Here is a 15648-nt window from a genome sequence, read left to right as displayed (position 1 = left end):
TCAGGACGTCGGGCGGCCCGGCGGTGGCCCGCCCGGGCCGCCACCGAACGGCGCGCCGTCCCCGCCACCGGAGGGAGCCGTCGTCGTGTCGACGCCGACGGCGAGGGAGACGGTGTAGCCGCCGCGCACGTCGCCGGTGACGGTGCCGAGCTGCTTCGCGCCGCCGTCGTCGCCGAAGACGTTGTCGGTGGCGAGGCTGACCCGGGACAGGTTGCTCACCGACGCCTCGTAGCCCGACTGCTGGTACACCGTCTCGCAGACGTCCTGCGGCAGCGCGACCTGCGAGGTGGCGATCGCGTTCGAGGCGTCGGTGATGCTCGCCTGGTCGGGGTAGACCTCGAAGTGGATGTGCGGCCACCGGCCGTCGTAGCAGGCCGGGAAGATGCTGGCGAAGGTCACCGTGCCCGTCGCGTCGGCGATCTGCACGCCGCGCAGGAAGTTCTGGTCCTCGACGCCGTCGGAGTAGAGCGAGTAGCCGCCTTCACGGGTGCAGTGCCACACGTACACGGCCACCCCCTCGAACGGCACGCCGCCGCCGGCCAGGTCGGTGACGGTCAGCTGCAGCGTCATGGGGACGCCCTCCGCCGTCCCGGTGGCGTCGCCGAAGCTGGACCGGATGTCGCCGCGCACGATCCCGCTCTGCTCGAGCACGTCCGGCCCGTTGGAGCCGTCGCCGGGGTACGGGCCCGCGGTCTCGTCGGGGATCTCCCCGGCCGCGGTGCCCGCCGTCCCGGACGAGGAGGAGGACGCCGACGACGAGGACGCCGACGACGAGCTCGACCCGCCGGTGCAGGCCGCCAGGCCGACGGTCGCGGCGCCCAGGCCGAGGACCTGCAGGATCCGGCGCCGCGAGAGCAGGGTGCCGACGTCGAAGGCGAGCCCTTGGTCGACCAGCTCGTCGTCCGGCCGGGGCAACGGGCGGCCCTCGTAGCTGCGTCGCTGTTCCTGCACTGCTCCCCCATCGGTGTCGGATCGGTCGGGAACCAGCCTCGCCGCCCGGACGGTAGCGGGGCTGGACGGCGGCTGGGAGTTCGCTGGAAGGCTCAGGGCTCGCCGAGGACGGCGGCCAGGGTGAGCCGGTCGGCCCCCTCCCGGTCCACGACGGCGGCCGACGCGACGCCGGGGAACCGGGCGCCCGCCGCCTGCACGAGGACGTCGTCCCACCGCGCGACGTGGCGGGCCATGGCGCGCGGCGAGATCCGGCGGCCGCGGGCGGCCTGACCGCTGCGGGCGAGGCCGGGTGAGGCGTCGAGCAGCACCAGCCGCACCGACCGGCCCGCCTGCGCCGCGGTCCGCCGCACCGCCGTCCGCCACCGGTCGCTGGTCCACGGATCGGTGAGGACGACGACCGGCACGCCGCTGCGCAGCCCGCGCAGGACCCGCCGGCGGTGCCGCAGATGCACCCAGGGGCGGAGCAGCCGGTACGGCAGCGCCACCCCGGCGGCCCGCAGGCGCGCGGTGACCTGCTCGGAGTCGAAGCCGGCCACCCCCGCCGGTGCGCCGGCGAGCAGCCGGCGCAGCAGCGTCGTCTTGCCGCTGCCCGGCAGCCCGCCGATGACCACCAGGACGCCGCCGCCGCCGGCCGCGGCGGAGCGGAGCGGGGTCGGCGCGGGAACGGTCTGCACGGCGTCCTCCTCCATGTCCCTCCCCACGATCGGCACGAGCCCTGTGTCCCGGCTGGGCCGCTCCTGTGACTACGCGCAGGCGTCGCACAGCCGACCGCCAGCCGCGGCACAGACCCCGTCCCGGCGGGCGGCCGACAGTCAGGGCATGGACGACCGGCGAACCCGATGCACGTGGACGGCCGCGCTGGTGGCGGCCCTGGCCGCGGTCGCGCTGCTCACGCTGACACCGCAGGGGTCGGGGTGGGCCTGGGGCTCGCCGGCCGTGGAGCTGTGCTGGTACCTCACCGGCCTGGACTCGCGGGCCACGCTGCTCCAGCTGGTCGGCAACCTCGGCCTGCTCGCGGTGCCGGCCGCCCTCGCCGTCCTGCGGTGGCCCGCGCTCGGGCGGGTGTCCCTGCTCGCCGGCGCCGCGCTCGCCACCGGCGCATCGATCGAGCTGCTGCAGTGGGCACTGCCGCTGGGCCGGGTCGTCAGCCCGCTGGACGCCGTCCTCAACGCGACCGGCGCGGTCGCCGCGGGGGCGGCGGTGGTGCTGATCCGCGCCCTGCCTTCGGCAGCGGCAGCTACTTCCAGCGGTTGACGAACTCGACCGTCGCGGCGTTGACGTCCTCCGGGTTCGTGGCGCTGAGGAAGTGCCGGCCGCCGTCGACGACGCGGAGCGTGGCGTCGGCGCTGTTGACGAAGCGCTCGATCTCGTCCTGGGCGTTGGCGACGGAGTAGACCGGGTCGGCCGTGCCCTGCATCCACAGGACCGGGCACCGGACGCTGTCCAGCCGACCGTGCAGGCCGTCGCGGTCCCGCAGGTTGATGCTGCAGATCCGGAGACGCTGCCGTCCCGCATCGCCGGTGTAGTTCTGCTGGTGCGTCTCGTGCCAGAACGCGCGCTCCTCGGGCGGCACGTCACCGAAGCCCTCCGCGAGGACGGCGTCGACGAGCTCGACCGGGATCACCCAGTCGTCGCCGACGCTCCCGGCGAGGGCGTCGATGGCCGGCGTGCAGAAGTCGACCCCGTTCCAGCAGCCGAGGTCGCGGCTGCGCGGGCTCTCGAAGTCCATCGAGGTGCCGAGCGGGATGATCCCCTTCACGGTGCCAGGGGCGAGCATGGCCATGCGGGCCGCGATCCAGCCGCCCTGCGAGGTCCCCAGGACGAACGCCTCGGGGATGCCGAGCGCCTCGAGCACCTGCAGGTTCGCGATGGCCGAGTCCCAGTAGGTGAAGTGCTCGTACCCGGCGCGGGTGCGGCCGTGCCCGTACGGCTCGATCGCGAGCAGGTTGGCGGTGGCGGCGAGCTTCTCGTCCGCGAACTGGGGCCGGTACAGCTCGACGGAGGTGCTGAACGAGTTGACCAGCACCAGCGTCGGGAGCGAGGCGTCGTAGGCCTTGCCGAGCCGGTAGCCGATGGCCGAGGTGCCGAGGTGGGGCACCGTGATCGTCTCTGCGCTGCTCATGATCTCTCCCTGCCGTGAGGGACTCCGGGGTGAGCCCGGCCATCGTGGCGTCGCGCCCACCACCCGGTCAATCAGCTCCCGTCAGCCGGCGCGACCACGTAGATCTGCGCCTCGACGACACCGGTGGCGGTGTGGACCGTGGTGAGGACCCGCGCGTAGCCACGCCCCTCGAAGTCGTCCAGCCGGGTCCAGTGCGCCGGCAGGTCGGCCGACTCCAGCACCTGGACGTCGATGGCCGGGCCGTCGGGATCGAGGACGAGCGCGGGATAGCCGAGGGGGGCGCCCCAGCCGGCCTCGACGAGCCGCCCCTGCACCTTCCCCGCGAACCAGCGGCCACCGAGTCCGGCGACGTGGTGGTGGTTGGGCCGGCCGGGCGCGAGGCTGCCGTAGGTCGCGAGCCGGTGGTCTGCGTTCATCCCGCCGTCCTTCCAAGATCACCTCGGGTGCGCCGGTGCCTCGCGATCGCCGAGGCACCGCTGCACCCGAGGTGATCATGAAGCCGGGCCGGGCACGAGCCCCGCTCAGTTGATGCAGCTCTGGTCCTCGGCGGTGCGCAGGTCCTCGCCCTGGACCTCGTCCGGCGCGGGCTCGGCGGTGGTCTGCGCCCCGACGCCGGTGAAGTCCGAGCCGAGGACGAGCTGCACCGTCCCGGAGGTCAGGGCGTCGTCCGCCTCGGTGACCGAGCCGGGGATCTGCGCGGCCACGGTGGCGGCCTCGGCCTCGTCGCCGGGCGCGTACCGGACCAGCGTCCGGGTGTGGTCGGCCGTGTCGGCGTTGCCCGTGCCGGTGACCGTGAAGCCGGCCGCCTCGAGCTCGCCCTCGGCGCCGGCCGCCAGCCCGGGGACCCCGGCGCCGTTGAGCACCTCGACGCTCACCGTGGACGGGTCCACGGTCGCCGGGGCCTCGGCCGGCGCACCCGCCGGCGCCTCGGGCTCGGCCGACAGCTGCGAGAAGAACCGGTGCAGGGTCTCCTCGTCCTCGAGCCGGACGATGGAGCCGACCCCGTCGAGGTTCTCGTCGCCGACGTAGGGCACGGTCTGGAAGGTGATGCTGCCCAGCGTCACCGACTGCATCTGCCGCGCGAGCTGGAACAGGTCCAGGTCCCGGTCGACGGTCAGCGCCTTCGCGGCCGCCTCGACGAGCTTCCGCTGCCGGCCCAGGTCGAGGAGCACGTCCTCGGACAGGATGTTGCGCAGCACGCCGGCGATGAAGACCTGCTGGCGGACGATCCGGTCGTAGTCGCCGCGGCCGTTGGGGCCCAGGTTGTGCCGCTGCCGGACGAACTTCAGCGCGTCCGCGCCGGAGATGGTCTGCTTCCCCGCCGGGAAGAAGGCGCCGGAGTACTCGCGGTCGTCCACGGCCGCGCAGAGGTTGACCTCGACGCCGCCGACGACGCTGGTGAGCTCGAAGAAGCCGAGCAGGTCGACCTCGGCGTAGTGGTCGATCCGCAGCCCGGTGAGGCCGCTGATCGTCTGCACGAGCAGCTGCGCGCCGGCGGCCTGCTTGTCGGCCTCCGGGGCGCTGTCGTCCACCGAGCCGTAGCCGTCGGCGTAGGCGGCGTTGAGCTTGCCCTTGCCGTGGCCGGGGATGTCCACGTAGGAGTCCCGCGGGAAGCTGACGAACGACGCCCGGGAGCCGTCGGCCGGCACGTGCACCAGGATCATCGTGTCGGTGTTCATGCCGGAGTCGGTGCCGGCGCTGAGCTCGGCCAGCTGCTCCTCGGTGAGGTCCGCCCGGCTGTCGCTGCCGACCAGCAGCAGGTTCATCGCCTCGGGCGCGTCCCCGGTGTCCTCGTTGCCGCTGGCGGGGATGGCGTCGGTGCGGTTGATGCCCGCCTCGGCGACCTGGCCCAGGTACCAACCCCAGCCGGAGGTGACCAGGACCGCCGCGGAGACCAGGCCGGCGAGCACGCGCGCGGCGACGGTGGCCCGCCGCGTGCGGTGCGGGCCGCCGGACCGGCCCAGCCGCGGGTCCAGGCGGGGCGGCAGCGGCCGGCCGCCGGGCTTCCCGGGCTTCCCGGGCTTCCCGGGCGGAACGGGCGTGTTCGGGCTCACCGAGGCGTCCTCTCCTGTCCGGGTCACGCGAGGGGCGCCCAGGCAGGGTAGGGCGGACGTCCCTCCCAGCGGGGCCGAGGAGACGCCGAAACGACAAGTCCGCTCGGGCGCATGTCGCCATGCGCGGTACTCGCCGCGGGAGGTGCCGTACGGGCGGACGCCGGACGGTCACACGCGGTGCTCGGACGCCGACGACCGCCCGGGCCGGCGCCCGGAGCGGTCGTCGTGGGGAGAAGGGCAGGCGTCAGTCGGTCGCGATCAGCGAGTCGACGTCGACGGTCTCCTCGGTGATGCCGTACTTCGTCATCAGCTCGGCGACCTCCTTGATCGAGTCGACGTTCATCTCCTCCGGCCAGGCCGGCAGGTTCATGTCCGCCGCGACGTCCGCCGTGATCTGCGTGTAGGTCGTGACGATGCGCCGCACCTCGTCGGGGTTGTCGCTGGCGTACTTGAGCGACTCCTGGATCGCGGCCTGGAAGTCGTCGACGACGTCCGGGTTCTGCTGGATGTACTGCTCGGTGGTGAAGTACGTGGCCACCGTCAGGTCGTCGACGGCCTCGGCGCAGTTCGCCGCGACCTGCGGGGCACCCTGGGCCTTCGCCGCGCTGAGGAACGGCTCCACGACCTGCGCCGCGTCGATGTTGCCGTTCTGCAGGGCCGCGCCCATGTCCGGGAAGGGCAGCTCGACGAACTGGATGGTCGACTGGTCGCCACCGGCGTCCTCCACGACCTTGCGCGTCGTGACCTCGTTGATGTTCTTGAGCGTGTTGATGGCGACCTTCTTGCCGGCCAGGTCGGCGGCCGACTGGATCGGGCTGTCGCCCGGGACGACGATGCCGCAGAAGTCGGTCTCCGGGTCCCCGGTGGAGGACACGCCCTCGGCCACCATCCGCAGCGGGATGTTCTGCGAGCCCGCGAGCAGCGTGGACGTGACGTTGCCGAAGGCGAACTGGAAGTCGCCGGCGACGACACCCGGGACGGCGGCCGCACCGCCGGTCAGCTGCGTGAGCTCCAGCTCCAGACCGTGGTCGGCGAAGAAGCCCTGCTCCATGCCGAGGTAGATCGGTGCGACGTCGGTGATCGGGATGACGCCCACCGCGATCTGGGTGGTGCCGCCCGACCCACCTCCGGACGACGAGCCGCCCCCGCTGCTGGCGGAGCCGCAGGCGGCGGTGGCGAGGACCGACAGGACGGCGATCGGGGCGAGGACTCTGCGCATCTGCGCTCCTTTGCATAGGCGGTACCGCGCAGCCTGGCGCGAGCGTGCGCGCCGGGCTAGGTGGTTCGCCAGGCCACCGCGAGCTCGTTGCGCTGCCCGAAGCGCTCGAGGTGGCTGCCCAGCACGTGCTGGATGCGGGCCAGCGTCTCCTCGTCGGGCGCCTCGGCGCGCAGGGTCAGCACGCCGTCCCCGACGACGACCGTCCCGACCCCGTCGCCGATCGCGGCCCGCGACGTGTCGCCGTCGATCTGCCAGGTCAGCCGGCGGCCGAGGTGGCTCACCAGCTGCTTGGCGTAGCGGGCCGGCGCGTCCGTGGCGACCTCGGCGGTCGCGGAGAGCGCCGTCGCGGCCGCGTCCCGCAACTCGATCAGCAGGTCGCGGGCCGCGGGCGCGATCCGCGCGGGCACGCCCAGCTCCTCGAGCTGCTCCGTCGCCGCCGTCATCTCGTCCGCGCGCCGGCGGGCGTGCGCGTGCGTGCCGTCGACCAGCCGGTCGACGGTCCGCGCGTCGAACGAGGTGAGCTCCGCGGCGATGTTCTCGCGCAGCCAGTCCGCGCAGCCCGCGGCCTCGGCCGCCCGCAGCGCCTCCACCACGGACGCGGCGAGCCCCTTGTAGAAGACGCTGCGCAGCAGCTTGCGCGAGATCGCCGTCCCGGCCGGGCCGGGCTGGACCGTGACCTCGGCACCCAGCGGTCCCAGCAGCGACGCGTAGCGCTCCGCGGCCTCGCCGGAGACCAGCATCGGCGTGCGCAGCCCCTTGCCCGGCACCGGCGACATCAGCGCGACGTCGACGACGGGGATCTCCCCCGCCTTCTCGGCCAGCGCGACCTTGAGCCCCGGCGACCCGGTGTTCAGGTCGGCCCACAGCGTGCCGGGCCGCAGCCCCGGCAGCGCGTTGACCAGCGCGGTCATCGCGTCGTGCGAGCTGTTCACGCTGAGCACGAGGTCGGCGTCGGCCACCGCCTCGGCCTCGCTGCCACGCGGCGCCACGCCGTCCACCGTGATCGGCTTCGGGTCGTACCCGCGGACGTCGGCGCCCGCGGCGACCAGGTCGCGGGCGATCTCCGAGCCGGCCTCGCCCAGCCCCAGGACGGCGATCCGCGGGCTCACGGGGTGACCTCGACCGGCGGGGTGCCGTGGGTGTGGAAGCTCTCGATCGTCTTCAGCCCCCAGGCCTGGCCCTTGGCGCGCTCGGCCTCGGTCCAGTTCACCGGCTGCCAGTCGGGTGCGAGCACCAGGCGGGCGCCGGCGTTGCACAGCTCGATCCGGTTGCCGCCGGGCTCGTAGACGTAGAGGAAGAACGTCTGCTGGATGGCGTGCTTGTGCGGGCCGGTCTCGATGTGCACCCCCTGCTCCAGCGCGAGGTCCGCGGCGCGCAGGATGCCGTCGCGGGTGTCGACGGCGAACGCGATGTGGTGCAGCCGGCCGGGCGTCTGCGTCCGGTCGCGGGTCCAGACGGCGTCGTAGCCCTTGTTCGTGAACGTCGTCCAGGTGCCGGCGATCGTGCCGTCGTCGAGCACGATCTGCTCGGTGACCAGCGCGCCGAGGGTGTCGCGGAAGAAGTCGCGGTTGGCCACCGGCTCGACCCCGAGCCAGTTGACGTGGTCCAGCCGGCGCACCGCGACGCCGTGGTTCGGGTAGGCCTGCGCCTGGTTCTTCAGGGAGGGCGTCAGGTCGGCCGGCGGGTCGTACCACTCCGACTCGTAGTACAGCCCCAGCTCGTGGCCGTCCGGGTCGGTGAACAGGTAGGTCGGCCCGTAGCCCGGGTCGCCGTCGGCCCAGCCGATGCCGCGGCCGGCCGCCTCGATCTCCTTGACCCGGCGCTCCAGCGCCTCGGGGCTCGCCGCGCGCAGGTTGGTGCGGCCCACGCCGGAGGTGGTGTGGGCGGTCAGCTTGATCGTCGTCGTCTCGTAGTCGTCCCACGCGCGCAGGAAGACCGAGTCGCCGGCCTCCCCGGTCTGCGTCAGCCCGAGGTAGCGGGTGAAGAACTCGACGCTCTCGTCGAGCACCGCCGTCCGGAGCTCGACGTGGGCGAGGTGGGCGATCTCGTGCAGGAGGGGCATCGGGTCTCCGAGGGTGGGTCGGGCGGGTGAGCTCAACGCGGGTAGGCGGTGCCGTCGAAGAGCTTGCGTGCGGTGCGGACGACGCCCGAGCGGACGACGCGCGGCGGCGTGACCGAGCTGTCGACCTCGACGTCGACGAGCAGGTGGCCGGTCGGGTGCTCGACGTCCACCCGCGAGGCCGGCCAGCCGGCGGTCAGCTCGGAGCCGACCGCGCCGGGCAGCAGCATCCCGGTGACGACGCTGACCGCGGCCAGGACGCCGATCGAGCTGTGCGGCTGCACCGGGATGAACGAGCGGGTGCAGACCTGGCCGCCGTCGCGCGCCGGGGCCAGCAGCGCCGTCTTCGGCACGCTGGACCCGGTGACGTCGCCGAGCCCCATGAGCTGGCCGGCCTTGACCCGGAAGGCGTCGATCCGCGCGAGCAGCGCGGCGTCGGCGGCCAGCGCCTCGTGCGACTCGTAGCCGGTGAGCCCGAAGGACTCCGCGATCGCCACGACGACGGCCATCCCGTTGTCGACGCAGGTGACGTCGATGCCGTCGACGGTGTCGCGCACGGAGCCGGTGGGCAGCAGCCGGCCGGTGCTCGACCCCTCCGTGTCGGTGAAGGAGAGCGACACCGGCGCGGCGGTACCGGGGACGCCGGCGATGGCCACGTCGCCGCGGTACTCCACCCGGCCGCCCGGGGTCGGGAACGTGGCGACGGCGACGCTGTCGGAGTTGACCATCCGGATCCGCACGCTGGTCTCCCCGTCGCCGGCCGGGACCAGCCCGCGCTCGACGGCGAACGGCCCGACGCCGGCCAGGATGTTGCCGCAGTTCTGCCGGTCACTGACCGTCGCCTCGTCGACGCCGAGCTGCAGGAACAGGTAGTCGACGTCCACGTCGGGCCGGTCCGACGGCGAGACGACGGCGACCTTGCTGGTCAGCGAGGTGGCGCCGCCGAGGCCGTCGATCTGCCGCGGATCCGGGGTGCCCATCAGCCGCAGCAGCAGGTCGTCGCGCTCGGCCGGGTCGGCGGGCAGGTCGCTCGCCTCGACGTACAGGCCGCGCGAGGTGCCGCCGCGCAGCATCGTGGCGCGCACGCCGGTGTCGTCGTAACTCATCCGTTCGCCCACTTCTCGTAGGGCACGTACTCGATGCCGAAGTCGGGCAGCTTGTCGCGCAGGCCGTAGCGGTCCAGCCCCAGCTGCCCCTGCTGGAACGCGGCGCGAGTCGCGGACTCCTTGTCGGTCCGCGCCTGCGACGCGGTGAGCGCCCGCGGCACGTCGGCACGGGGCACGACCATCACCCCGTCGTCGTCGGCGAGGACGACGTCCCCCGGGGAGATGGTCTGCCCGCCCAGGACGATCGGGACGTTGACCGCGCCGGCAGTGGCCTTGACCGAGCCCTGCGCGCTGACCGCCGGCGACCAGGCCGGGAAGCCCATCTCGCGCAGCTCGGCGACGTCGCGCACGCCGCAGCCGAGCACGACCCCGCGCACGCCGCGGTGCGCCAGCCCGGTGGCGAACAGCTCGCCGAACAGCCCGTCGGTGGACGGCGAGTTGGTCGCGACCACGAGCACGTCGCCGGGCCGGCACTGCTCGACCGCGACGTGGATCATCAGGTTGTCCCCCGGCCAGCACAGCACCGTGACGGCGGTGCCGCCGATGCGGGCCCCGGCCCAGGCCGGCCGGAACGCCGGGCCCAGGTAGCCGACCCGGCCCAGCGCCTCGTGCACGGTGGCCACCCCGAAACCGCCGAGGGTCTGCGCGTCCCCGATGTCGGCGCGCGGCGGGTCGGTGACGACGACGTTCCTCATGCGGGTCCTCCTGCGGTGGGTTCGTTCAGCGTGGGTTCGGACAGCGCGGCGATCACGCTGCGGAAGTGGGCTCCGGACGCGGCCGCGGCGCGGTCGGCGTCGCCGTCGGCCACCGCGTCCACGAGGGCGGTGAGCTCGGCCAGGCTGACCTGCGGGCGGCCCGGCCGGAGGGAGAGCCGGAACTGGTGGCGCACCAGCTGGGCCTGCAGCCGGTCGATCAGCCCCGCCGCCACCGGCTGGCCGGCGGCGTCGTGCAGCTGGCCGTGCAGCTGCTGGATGAGCGCCGAGTACTTCAGCAGGTCGCCGCCGTCGACGGCCGCGCGCATCCGGTCCAGCTGGGCGCGCAGCCGCTCGACGTCGTCCGTGGTGACGCGCTCGGCGGCCTTGCGGGCGATCAGGCCCTCGAGGGCCATCCGGCACTCGGTGATCGCGACGGCCTCCTCGGCCGAGACGATCCGCACGCGGGCACCGCGGTTCGGGATGCGCTCGACCAGCCCCTCGGCGGCCAGCGCGTCGATCGCCAGCCGGACGTTGCTGCGGCTGACGCCGAGCAGGGCCACGAGGTCGGCCTCGACCAGACGGTGCCCGGGCGCCATGTCGCCGTCGGTGATCGCGGCGCGCAGCCGCTGCTCGGCGAGCAGCCGGCCGGCGCCGGGGTCGGTCACCGGCCGGCCGCCGTCAGGGCGGCGTCGAGGCGGGGGTAGACCCGGCGGACGTTGCCCTCGTAGACGGCGGCGCGCGCCGCGTCGTCCAGGCTCGAGGCCTCGAGGTAGCGGCGGGTGTCGTCGAAGTGGTGCCCGGTCCGCGGGTCGATGCCGCGGACCGCGCCGACCATCTCCGAGCCGAACAGGATGTTGCCGGTGTCGATCACGTCGAGCAGCAGGTCGATCCCCGGCTGGTGGTAGACGCAGGTGTCGAAGAAGACGTTGCGCATCACGGCGGTCTCGACCGCGGGCTGCTTCAGCATGTCGGCCAGGCCGCGGTAGCGGCCCCAGTGGTAGGGCACCGCTCCCCCGCCGTGCGGGACGACCAGGCGCAGGTCCGGCAGGTCGGCGAACAGGTTGCCCTGCACCAGCTGCATGAACGCCGTCGTGTCGGCGTTGATGTAGTACGCGCCGGTGGCGTGGAAGGCCGGCACCGCCGAGGCCGAGACGTGCACCATCGCCGGCACGTCGAGCTCGACCATCGCCTCGTAGAACGGGTACCAGGTCCGGTCGGTGAGCGGCGGCGCGGTCCAGTGCCCGCCGCTGGGGTCGGGGTTGAGGTTGCAGCCGACGAAGCCGAGCTCCTCCACGCAGCGGCGCAGCTCGGCGATCGAGCCCTCGATCGGCGCGCCCGGCGACTGCGGCAGCTGCGCCACACCGATGAACCGGTCGGGGAACAGGCCGACCACGCGGTGGATCAGGTCGTTGCAGCGGCGCGCCCACTCGAGGCTGACCGCGGCGTCGCCGACGTGGTGCGCCATCGCCGACGCGCGCGGCGAGAAGACGGTGAGGTCGATGCCGCGCTCGTCCATCAGCCGCAGCTGGCTGGACTCGATCGTCTCGCGGATCTCGTCGTCGCTGATCGACGGGTACGGCTCCGGGGAGACCCCGGCGTGCCAGGCCGCCACCTGCTCCTCCCGCCAGGCGGTGTGCGCCGCGGGCGCGGTCGTGTAGTGGCCGTGGCAGTCGATGATCATGCTTCTCCCCCGTCGGTCCGAGCAGCCGGCCCGCCCAGCCTCGAGGGTGTCGACCAGATTGTCAACAATCTCGCCGACACTGTCGGGGACCCAGAGGCGAGCCCCAGCCTGCGCACAGCTTCGGCCGGGAACGTGCGAGCCGCACACCGAGCGAGCCGAGCAGGGGGACGACATGACCGAGGGAACCGCGACCGCCGAAGGGGCCGCGCCCGGGCCGCGCATCCGCGCCTCGGACGCCGACCGGACGGCGACCGTGGCCGTTCTCCACGACGCGGTGGGACGGGGCCTGCTCACCGCCGAGGAGGGCGGGGACCGGATGGCCGCCGCGCTGGAGGCCCGCTTCCTCGACGAGCTGCCGGCCCTGACCTCCGACCTCCCGCGCGACGCCGTCCCCACCGCGCCCGGCTGGCGCGCCGTCGGCTCGATGGCCGCGGCCCAGGCGCGCACCGAGCTGCAGGGCGGCCTGCGCTCGCGGCGCGTGGTGGTCGCCGCCCTGGCCGCCGTCCTCGCCGTCCTGCTGGTCGTCCTGCTCGTGGCGCTCGCCGTGCACGGCCTGGCCGACGGCGGCTTCGAGCCGCGCGCCGGCTTCCGCGGCCGGTAGCGGCCGCCGTCCTCAGAAGATGCTGTAGCCGCCGTCGATCACGACCGTGGTCCCGGTCTGGTAGGACGACGCGTCGCCGGCGAGGTAGACGGCGATCCCGCCGAACTCCTCGGGCCGGCCCCACCGCCCGGCGGGCACCCGCGGGATGACCTTCTCGGCGAAGGCGGGGGCCTCCTGGGCCGCCGTCGTCATGTCGGTGGCGATCCAGCCCGGCAGCACCGCGTTGACGCGGATGCCGTGGCGGGCGAGCTCCACCGCCGACGACCGGACCAGCGCGGTGAGCCCGGCCTTGGCCATGCCGTAGGCGTGGTTGCGGCCGGCGCCCTCGATGGCGGCCAGGCTGGCCACGGCGATGATCGACCCGCCCGGCCGGCCGCGCTGCGCCCGGTCGGCCATCACCCGCGCGCATTCGCGCACCGTCCAGAAGGCGCCGTCGAGATTGGTCGCCATCGTGGTCCGGTAGTCCGCCGTGGACGCCGTGACGAGCGGGGCCAGCGGGGGCGCCACGCCCGCGTTGACGACGGCGACGTCCAGGTCGCCGAGCAGCTCGAGGGTGTCGCGCAGGCCGTCGGTCACGGCGGCCTCGTCCGAGACGTCGACCTGCAGCGCGTGCGCCACGCCGCCCGCCCCGGTGATGGAGTCCGCGGCGCTGCGCACCTTCTGCGCGTTCCGCCCCCACAGGGCGACCGCGGCCCCGGCCTCGGCCAGCGCCCGGGCCATGGCCAGCCCGATGCCCGAGCCACCGCCGGTCACCAGCGCCGTCCGGCCGCTGAGGTCGAACAACGAGCTCACGCCGTTCCTCTCCGCTTGCATCAGTAGGTGCAGATCTCGACCAGGTTGGCGTCCGGGTCGCGGACGTAGACGCTGCGCATCGGGCCGAGCGCCCCGGTCCGGTCGACCGGACCCTCCTCGATCGGCACGCCGCAGGCGGCCAGGTGCCGCTCGACGTCGTCCAGCGGGGACTCGGTGACGAAGCACAGGTCGCCGCTGCCCGGGGTCGGGTGCGCCGCCTTCGGCTCGAACTCCCGCCCGGCCTGGTGCAGGTTGATCTTCTGGCGCCCGAACGTCAGGGCGCGCCGGCCGGCCCCGAAGGTCTCCTCCCGCATGCCCAGCACCCGCGTGTAGAAGCCGACCGTCCGGTCGATGTCGGCCACGGTGAGCACCAGGTGGTCCAGGCGGTCGATCTGCACGACGAGAGTCCTACCGCACCCCCACCTGGGCCGTCCCGCCGGCACATCCCCCACAAATTTGGGGTCGGCCGACCCCATGGACGCGTCTGCCGGGCCGCGCCCCGTGACCTCGATGCTGCTCCTCAGCACGGGCCAGCAGGTCCGGAACGAGCCGGGGGGCGATGAGGTGCACCAGGACGACGCGAGCGCGGGCGGCTGCCCGTTCAGCGGGGCGAAGCCGGCCAGCGGCGTGGGCCGGCGCGGCTTCCTCGCCGGGGCGATGGCCACGGCGATGGTGCCGGCCGTCGGCTGGTTCGGCGGGACGGCGCGGGCGGCGGACGAGCCGGTCCCCACCGACCCCGCCACGACGACCGACGCCACCGCGCCGGCGCCCGCGCCGGCGCCCACCGAGGTTCCCGCGGAGCTCGGGGCGCACGCGGTCGGTGACCCGCGCGGCGCGACCGTCGCCGTCAAGGTGAACCGGAAGGTCGAGGCCCGCTTCGGCCTGATGTTCAAGGACCTGCCGCCGTTCGCGCCGACCGACGGGCTGCTGCGCAACCTGGCCGTGAGCATGAACGACGGCAAGGCACCGCTGCACGACGTCAAGTTCAGCGAGGGGAAGTTCGACAACCCGGCGATCCCGGCCGGCTACGTGTACTTCGGCCAGTTCGTCGACCACGACATGACCCTGGACAAGACGCCACTGACGCAGAAGCTCCAGGACCCGCTGGCGATGCGCAACTGGGACACCCCGTGGTTCGACCTGGGCAGCGTCTACGGCAAGGGCATCAAGGGCAGCCCCGAGCTCTACGACCAGGACCCGGCCAAGTACGGCTGGCTCAAGGTCGTGGAGCACGACGGCCTGACCGACGTGCCGCGCGACGAGGTCGGCGCTGCCTACCTCGGGGACCCGCGCAACGACGAGAACCTCATCGTCAACCAGGTGCACATGATCTTCATCAAGCTGCACAACAAGTTCATGTCCCAGGGCATGACCTACCTGCAGGCGCAGCGGCAGACCCGGTGGCACTACCAGTGGCTGATCGTCAACGACTACCTGCCGCGCATCGTCGGCAAGGACGTCGTCACCAGCCTCATCAAGCGCGACGGGACGATCAAGTTCTTCGGGACGTTCTACAAGCCCGAGCACCCCGAGAACCCGTACATGCCGATCGAGTACGCCGGCGCCGCCTACCGGTTCGGGCACAGCATGATCCGCGCCGAGTACGAGATGCAGGACGGCCACACCGTGCCGATCTTCGGCCCCGACGGCTACGAGGACCTGCGCGGCAACCGGCCCATCCCGGCCAACCTGTGGGCCGACTGGAACTACTTCTTCGAGATCCCGGGTCTCGAGCCCCCGGACGACCGCAACATGTCCCGGCGCATCGACAGCAACCTGTCGCTGCCGCTGTTCACGCTGCCGTCGACGGTCGTCGCGCCCACCACCAAGGCGATCGTCGCGCTGGCCGAGCGCAACCTGCTGCGCGGCAAGCGGCTCGGCCTGCCCTGCGGCCAGGACGTGGCCACCGCCATGGGCGTCACCCCGCTGACCAATGCGCAGCTGGGTCTCACCCAGCCGGGCTGGGGCGGCAAGGCGCCGCTCTGGTACTACGTGCTCAAGGAGGCCGAGCTGCTCAACCAGGGCCGCAAGCTCGGCCCGGTCGGCGGCCGGATCGTGGCCGAGGTGATCCTCGGCATCATGGCGCTGGACCCGGACTCCTACTTCAACGCCAAGCCGGGCTTCCAGTGGCAGGAGACGAAGAAGATCGGCGACGTGATCCTGCTCGCCGACGCTCTCGACCCGCGCTCGCGGATCATCCCGCCCGAGGACGCGCCGGACACCGTGCCCGACGTCGGGACCGGGCCGGAGCCCCTGGACCCCGCGGAGCAGATCAACCCGGAGGCGACCTCCCCGGTGGACTCCCTCACGCTGATCGAGTGAGCCCGCGCGCGCCGGAGTGAGATCCGGGCAGCCGGAAGGCGATCCG

General features: G+C 73.6%; 17 protein-coding genes. 3 read left to right on the top strand and 14 right to left on the bottom strand.

Annotation, left to right across the window (positions count from 1 at the left end):
* Window positions 1–951: an intradiol ring-cleavage dioxygenase gene (locus AB3388_RS09330; RefSeq protein ID WP_495410485.1), complete on the bottom strand. Its 951-nt coding sequence runs from the start codon at window positions 949–951 to the stop codon at window positions 1–3.
* Window positions 952–1043: 92 nt separating this feature from the next.
* Window positions 1044–1625 (bottom strand): AAA family ATPase, encoded by a 582-nt coding sequence (locus AB3388_RS09325; RefSeq protein ID WP_495410484.1) that lies wholly within the window; start codon window positions 1623–1625, stop codon window positions 1044–1046.
* 145 nt (window positions 1626–1770) lie between these two features.
* Here AB3388_RS09325 and AB3388_RS09320 point away from each other — a divergent pair, with 145 nt between their 5' ends.
* On the top strand, window positions 1771–2205 hold the full coding sequence (locus AB3388_RS09320; RefSeq protein WP_495410483.1) for a VanZ family protein: 435 nt from the start codon (window positions 1771–1773) through the stop codon (window positions 2203–2205).
* Here AB3388_RS09320 and AB3388_RS09315 read toward each other — a convergent pair.
* The 10 genes from AB3388_RS09315 to AB3388_RS09270 all read right to left on the bottom strand — a co-directional run bounded on the left by AB3388_RS09315 (window position 2189) and on the right by AB3388_RS09270 (window position 11887).
* On the bottom strand, window positions 2189–3073 hold the full coding sequence (locus AB3388_RS09315; RefSeq protein ID WP_495410482.1) for an alpha/beta fold hydrolase: 885 nt from the start codon (window positions 3071–3073) through the stop codon (window positions 2189–2191). The two genes, AB3388_RS09320 and AB3388_RS09315, sit on opposite strands and share 17 nt — an antisense overlap.
* A gap of 71 nt (window positions 3074–3144) precedes the next feature.
* On the bottom strand, window positions 3145–3489 hold the full coding sequence (locus AB3388_RS09310) for a gamma-glutamylcyclotransferase family protein (protein WP_495410481.1): 345 nt from the start codon (window positions 3487–3489) through the stop codon (window positions 3145–3147).
* Between the two features lie 105 nt (window positions 3490–3594).
* Window positions 3595–5127, bottom strand: coding sequence for an LCP family protein (locus tag AB3388_RS09305; RefSeq protein WP_495410480.1), 1533 nt, complete (start codon window positions 5125–5127; stop codon window positions 3595–3597).
* A gap of 244 nt (window positions 5128–5371) precedes the next feature.
* The gene (locus AB3388_RS09300; protein WP_495410479.1) at window positions 5372–6346 is read right to left on the bottom strand and encodes an ABC transporter substrate-binding protein; all 975 of its coding nucleotides are present in this window, start codon (window positions 6344–6346) and stop codon (window positions 5372–5374) included.
* A gap of 56 nt (window positions 6347–6402) precedes the next feature.
* Window positions 6403–7455: a DUF2218 domain-containing protein gene (locus tag AB3388_RS09295; RefSeq protein ID WP_495410478.1), complete on the bottom strand. Its 1053-nt coding sequence runs from the start codon at window positions 7453–7455 to the stop codon at window positions 6403–6405.
* Window positions 7452–8408: a VOC family protein gene (locus AB3388_RS09290; RefSeq protein WP_495410477.1), complete on the bottom strand. Its 957-nt coding sequence runs from the start codon at window positions 8406–8408 to the stop codon at window positions 7452–7454. Before AB3388_RS09290 ends, AB3388_RS09295 begins: the two co-directional genes overlap by 4 nt.
* A gap of 32 nt (window positions 8409–8440) precedes the next feature.
* Window positions 8441–9511 carry a 4-oxalomesaconate tautomerase gene (locus AB3388_RS09285; RefSeq protein ID WP_495410476.1) on the bottom strand — a complete coding sequence of 357 codons (1071 nt, stop codon included), beginning with the start codon at window positions 9509–9511 and terminating at the stop codon, window positions 8441–8443.
* The gene (locus AB3388_RS09280) at window positions 9508–10206 is read right to left on the bottom strand and encodes a 4-carboxy-4-hydroxy-2-oxoadipate aldolase/oxaloacetate decarboxylase (protein WP_495410475.1); all 699 of its coding nucleotides are present in this window, start codon (window positions 10204–10206) and stop codon (window positions 9508–9510) included. The genes AB3388_RS09285 and AB3388_RS09280 overlap by 4 nt, the downstream gene beginning before the upstream one ends.
* On the bottom strand, window positions 10203–10871 hold the full coding sequence (locus AB3388_RS09275; RefSeq protein ID WP_495410474.1) for a GntR family transcriptional regulator: 669 nt from the start codon (window positions 10869–10871) through the stop codon (window positions 10203–10205). Before AB3388_RS09275 ends, AB3388_RS09280 begins: the two co-directional genes overlap by 4 nt.
* Window positions 10868–11887, bottom strand: coding sequence for an amidohydrolase family protein (locus tag AB3388_RS09270; protein ID WP_495410473.1), 1020 nt, complete (start codon window positions 11885–11887; stop codon window positions 10868–10870). The genes AB3388_RS09275 and AB3388_RS09270 overlap by 4 nt, the downstream gene beginning before the upstream one ends.
* Before the next feature lie 172 nt (window positions 11888–12059).
* On the opposite strand from AB3388_RS09270, the gene AB3388_RS09265 reads away from it, so the two are divergent.
* A complete protein-coding gene (locus AB3388_RS09265) occupies window positions 12060–12488 on the top strand; it encodes a DUF1707 SHOCT-like domain-containing protein (protein ID WP_495410472.1) in 429 nt (142 codons plus the stop codon).
* A 12-nt stretch (window positions 12489–12500) separates the two neighbouring features.
* Here the strand turns inward: AB3388_RS09265 and AB3388_RS09260 are convergent, their stop codons facing one another.
* Complete coding sequence (locus AB3388_RS09260; protein WP_495410471.1) at window positions 12501–13280, bottom strand: SDR family NAD(P)-dependent oxidoreductase; 780 nt, start codon at window positions 13278–13280, stop codon at window positions 12501–12503.
* A 20-nt stretch (window positions 13281–13300) separates the two neighbouring features.
* Entirely contained in the window at window positions 13301–13678 is a 378-nt protein-coding gene (locus AB3388_RS09255) for a VOC family protein (RefSeq protein ID WP_495410470.1), read from the bottom strand.
* Between the two features lie 112 nt (window positions 13679–13790).
* Here AB3388_RS09255 and AB3388_RS09250 point away from each other — a divergent pair, with 112 nt between their 5' ends.
* Window positions 13791–15602 (top strand): peroxidase family protein, encoded by a 1812-nt coding sequence (locus AB3388_RS09250; protein ID WP_495410469.1) that lies wholly within the window; start codon window positions 13791–13793, stop codon window positions 15600–15602.
* The last annotated feature ends 46 nt before the right edge of the window (window positions 15603–15648 follow it).

Source organism: Geodermatophilus sp. SMS 5-13 (genome assembly GCF_059428245.1).
Note: the sequence above shows the minus strand (reverse complement) of the source record. Positions and strands in the feature narration are given on the sequence as shown.

Excerpts from the sequence above, each read along its gene's own strand:
- AB3388_RS09270 (WP_495410473.1), bottom strand. The coding sequence starts at position 11,887 with ATGATCATCGACTGCCACGGCCACTACACGACCGCGCCCGCGGCGCAC.
- AB3388_RS09280 (WP_495410475.1), bottom strand. The coding sequence starts at position 10,206 with ATGAGGAACGTCGTCGTCACCGACCCGCCGCGCGCCGACATCGGGGAC.
- AB3388_RS09290 (WP_495410477.1), bottom strand. The coding sequence starts at position 8,408 with ATGCCCCTCCTGCACGAGATCGCCCACCTCGCCCACGTCGAGCTCCGG.
- AB3388_RS09285 (WP_495410476.1), bottom strand. The coding sequence starts at position 9,511 with ATGAGTTACGACGACACCGGCGTGCGCGCCACGATGCTGCGCGGCGGC.
- AB3388_RS09320 (WP_495410483.1), top strand. The coding sequence starts at position 1,771 with ATGGACGACCGGCGAACCCGATGCACGTGGACGGCCGCGCTGGTGGCG.
- AB3388_RS09265 (WP_495410472.1), top strand. The coding sequence starts at position 12,060 with ATGACCGAGGGAACCGCGACCGCCGAAGGGGCCGCGCCCGGGCCGCGC.
- AB3388_RS09300 (WP_495410479.1), bottom strand. The coding sequence starts at position 6,346 with ATGCGCAGAGTCCTCGCCCCGATCGCCGTCCTGTCGGTCCTCGCCACC.
- AB3388_RS09315 (WP_495410482.1), bottom strand. The coding sequence starts at position 3,073 with ATGAGCAGCGCAGAGACGATCACGGTGCCCCACCTCGGCACCTCGGCC.
- AB3388_RS09250 (WP_495410469.1), top strand. The coding sequence starts at position 13,791 with ATGCTGCTCCTCAGCACGGGCCAGCAGGTCCGGAACGAGCCGGGGGGC.
- AB3388_RS09310 (WP_495410481.1), bottom strand. The coding sequence starts at position 3,489 with ATGAACGCAGACCACCGGCTCGCGACCTACGGCAGCCTCGCGCCCGGC.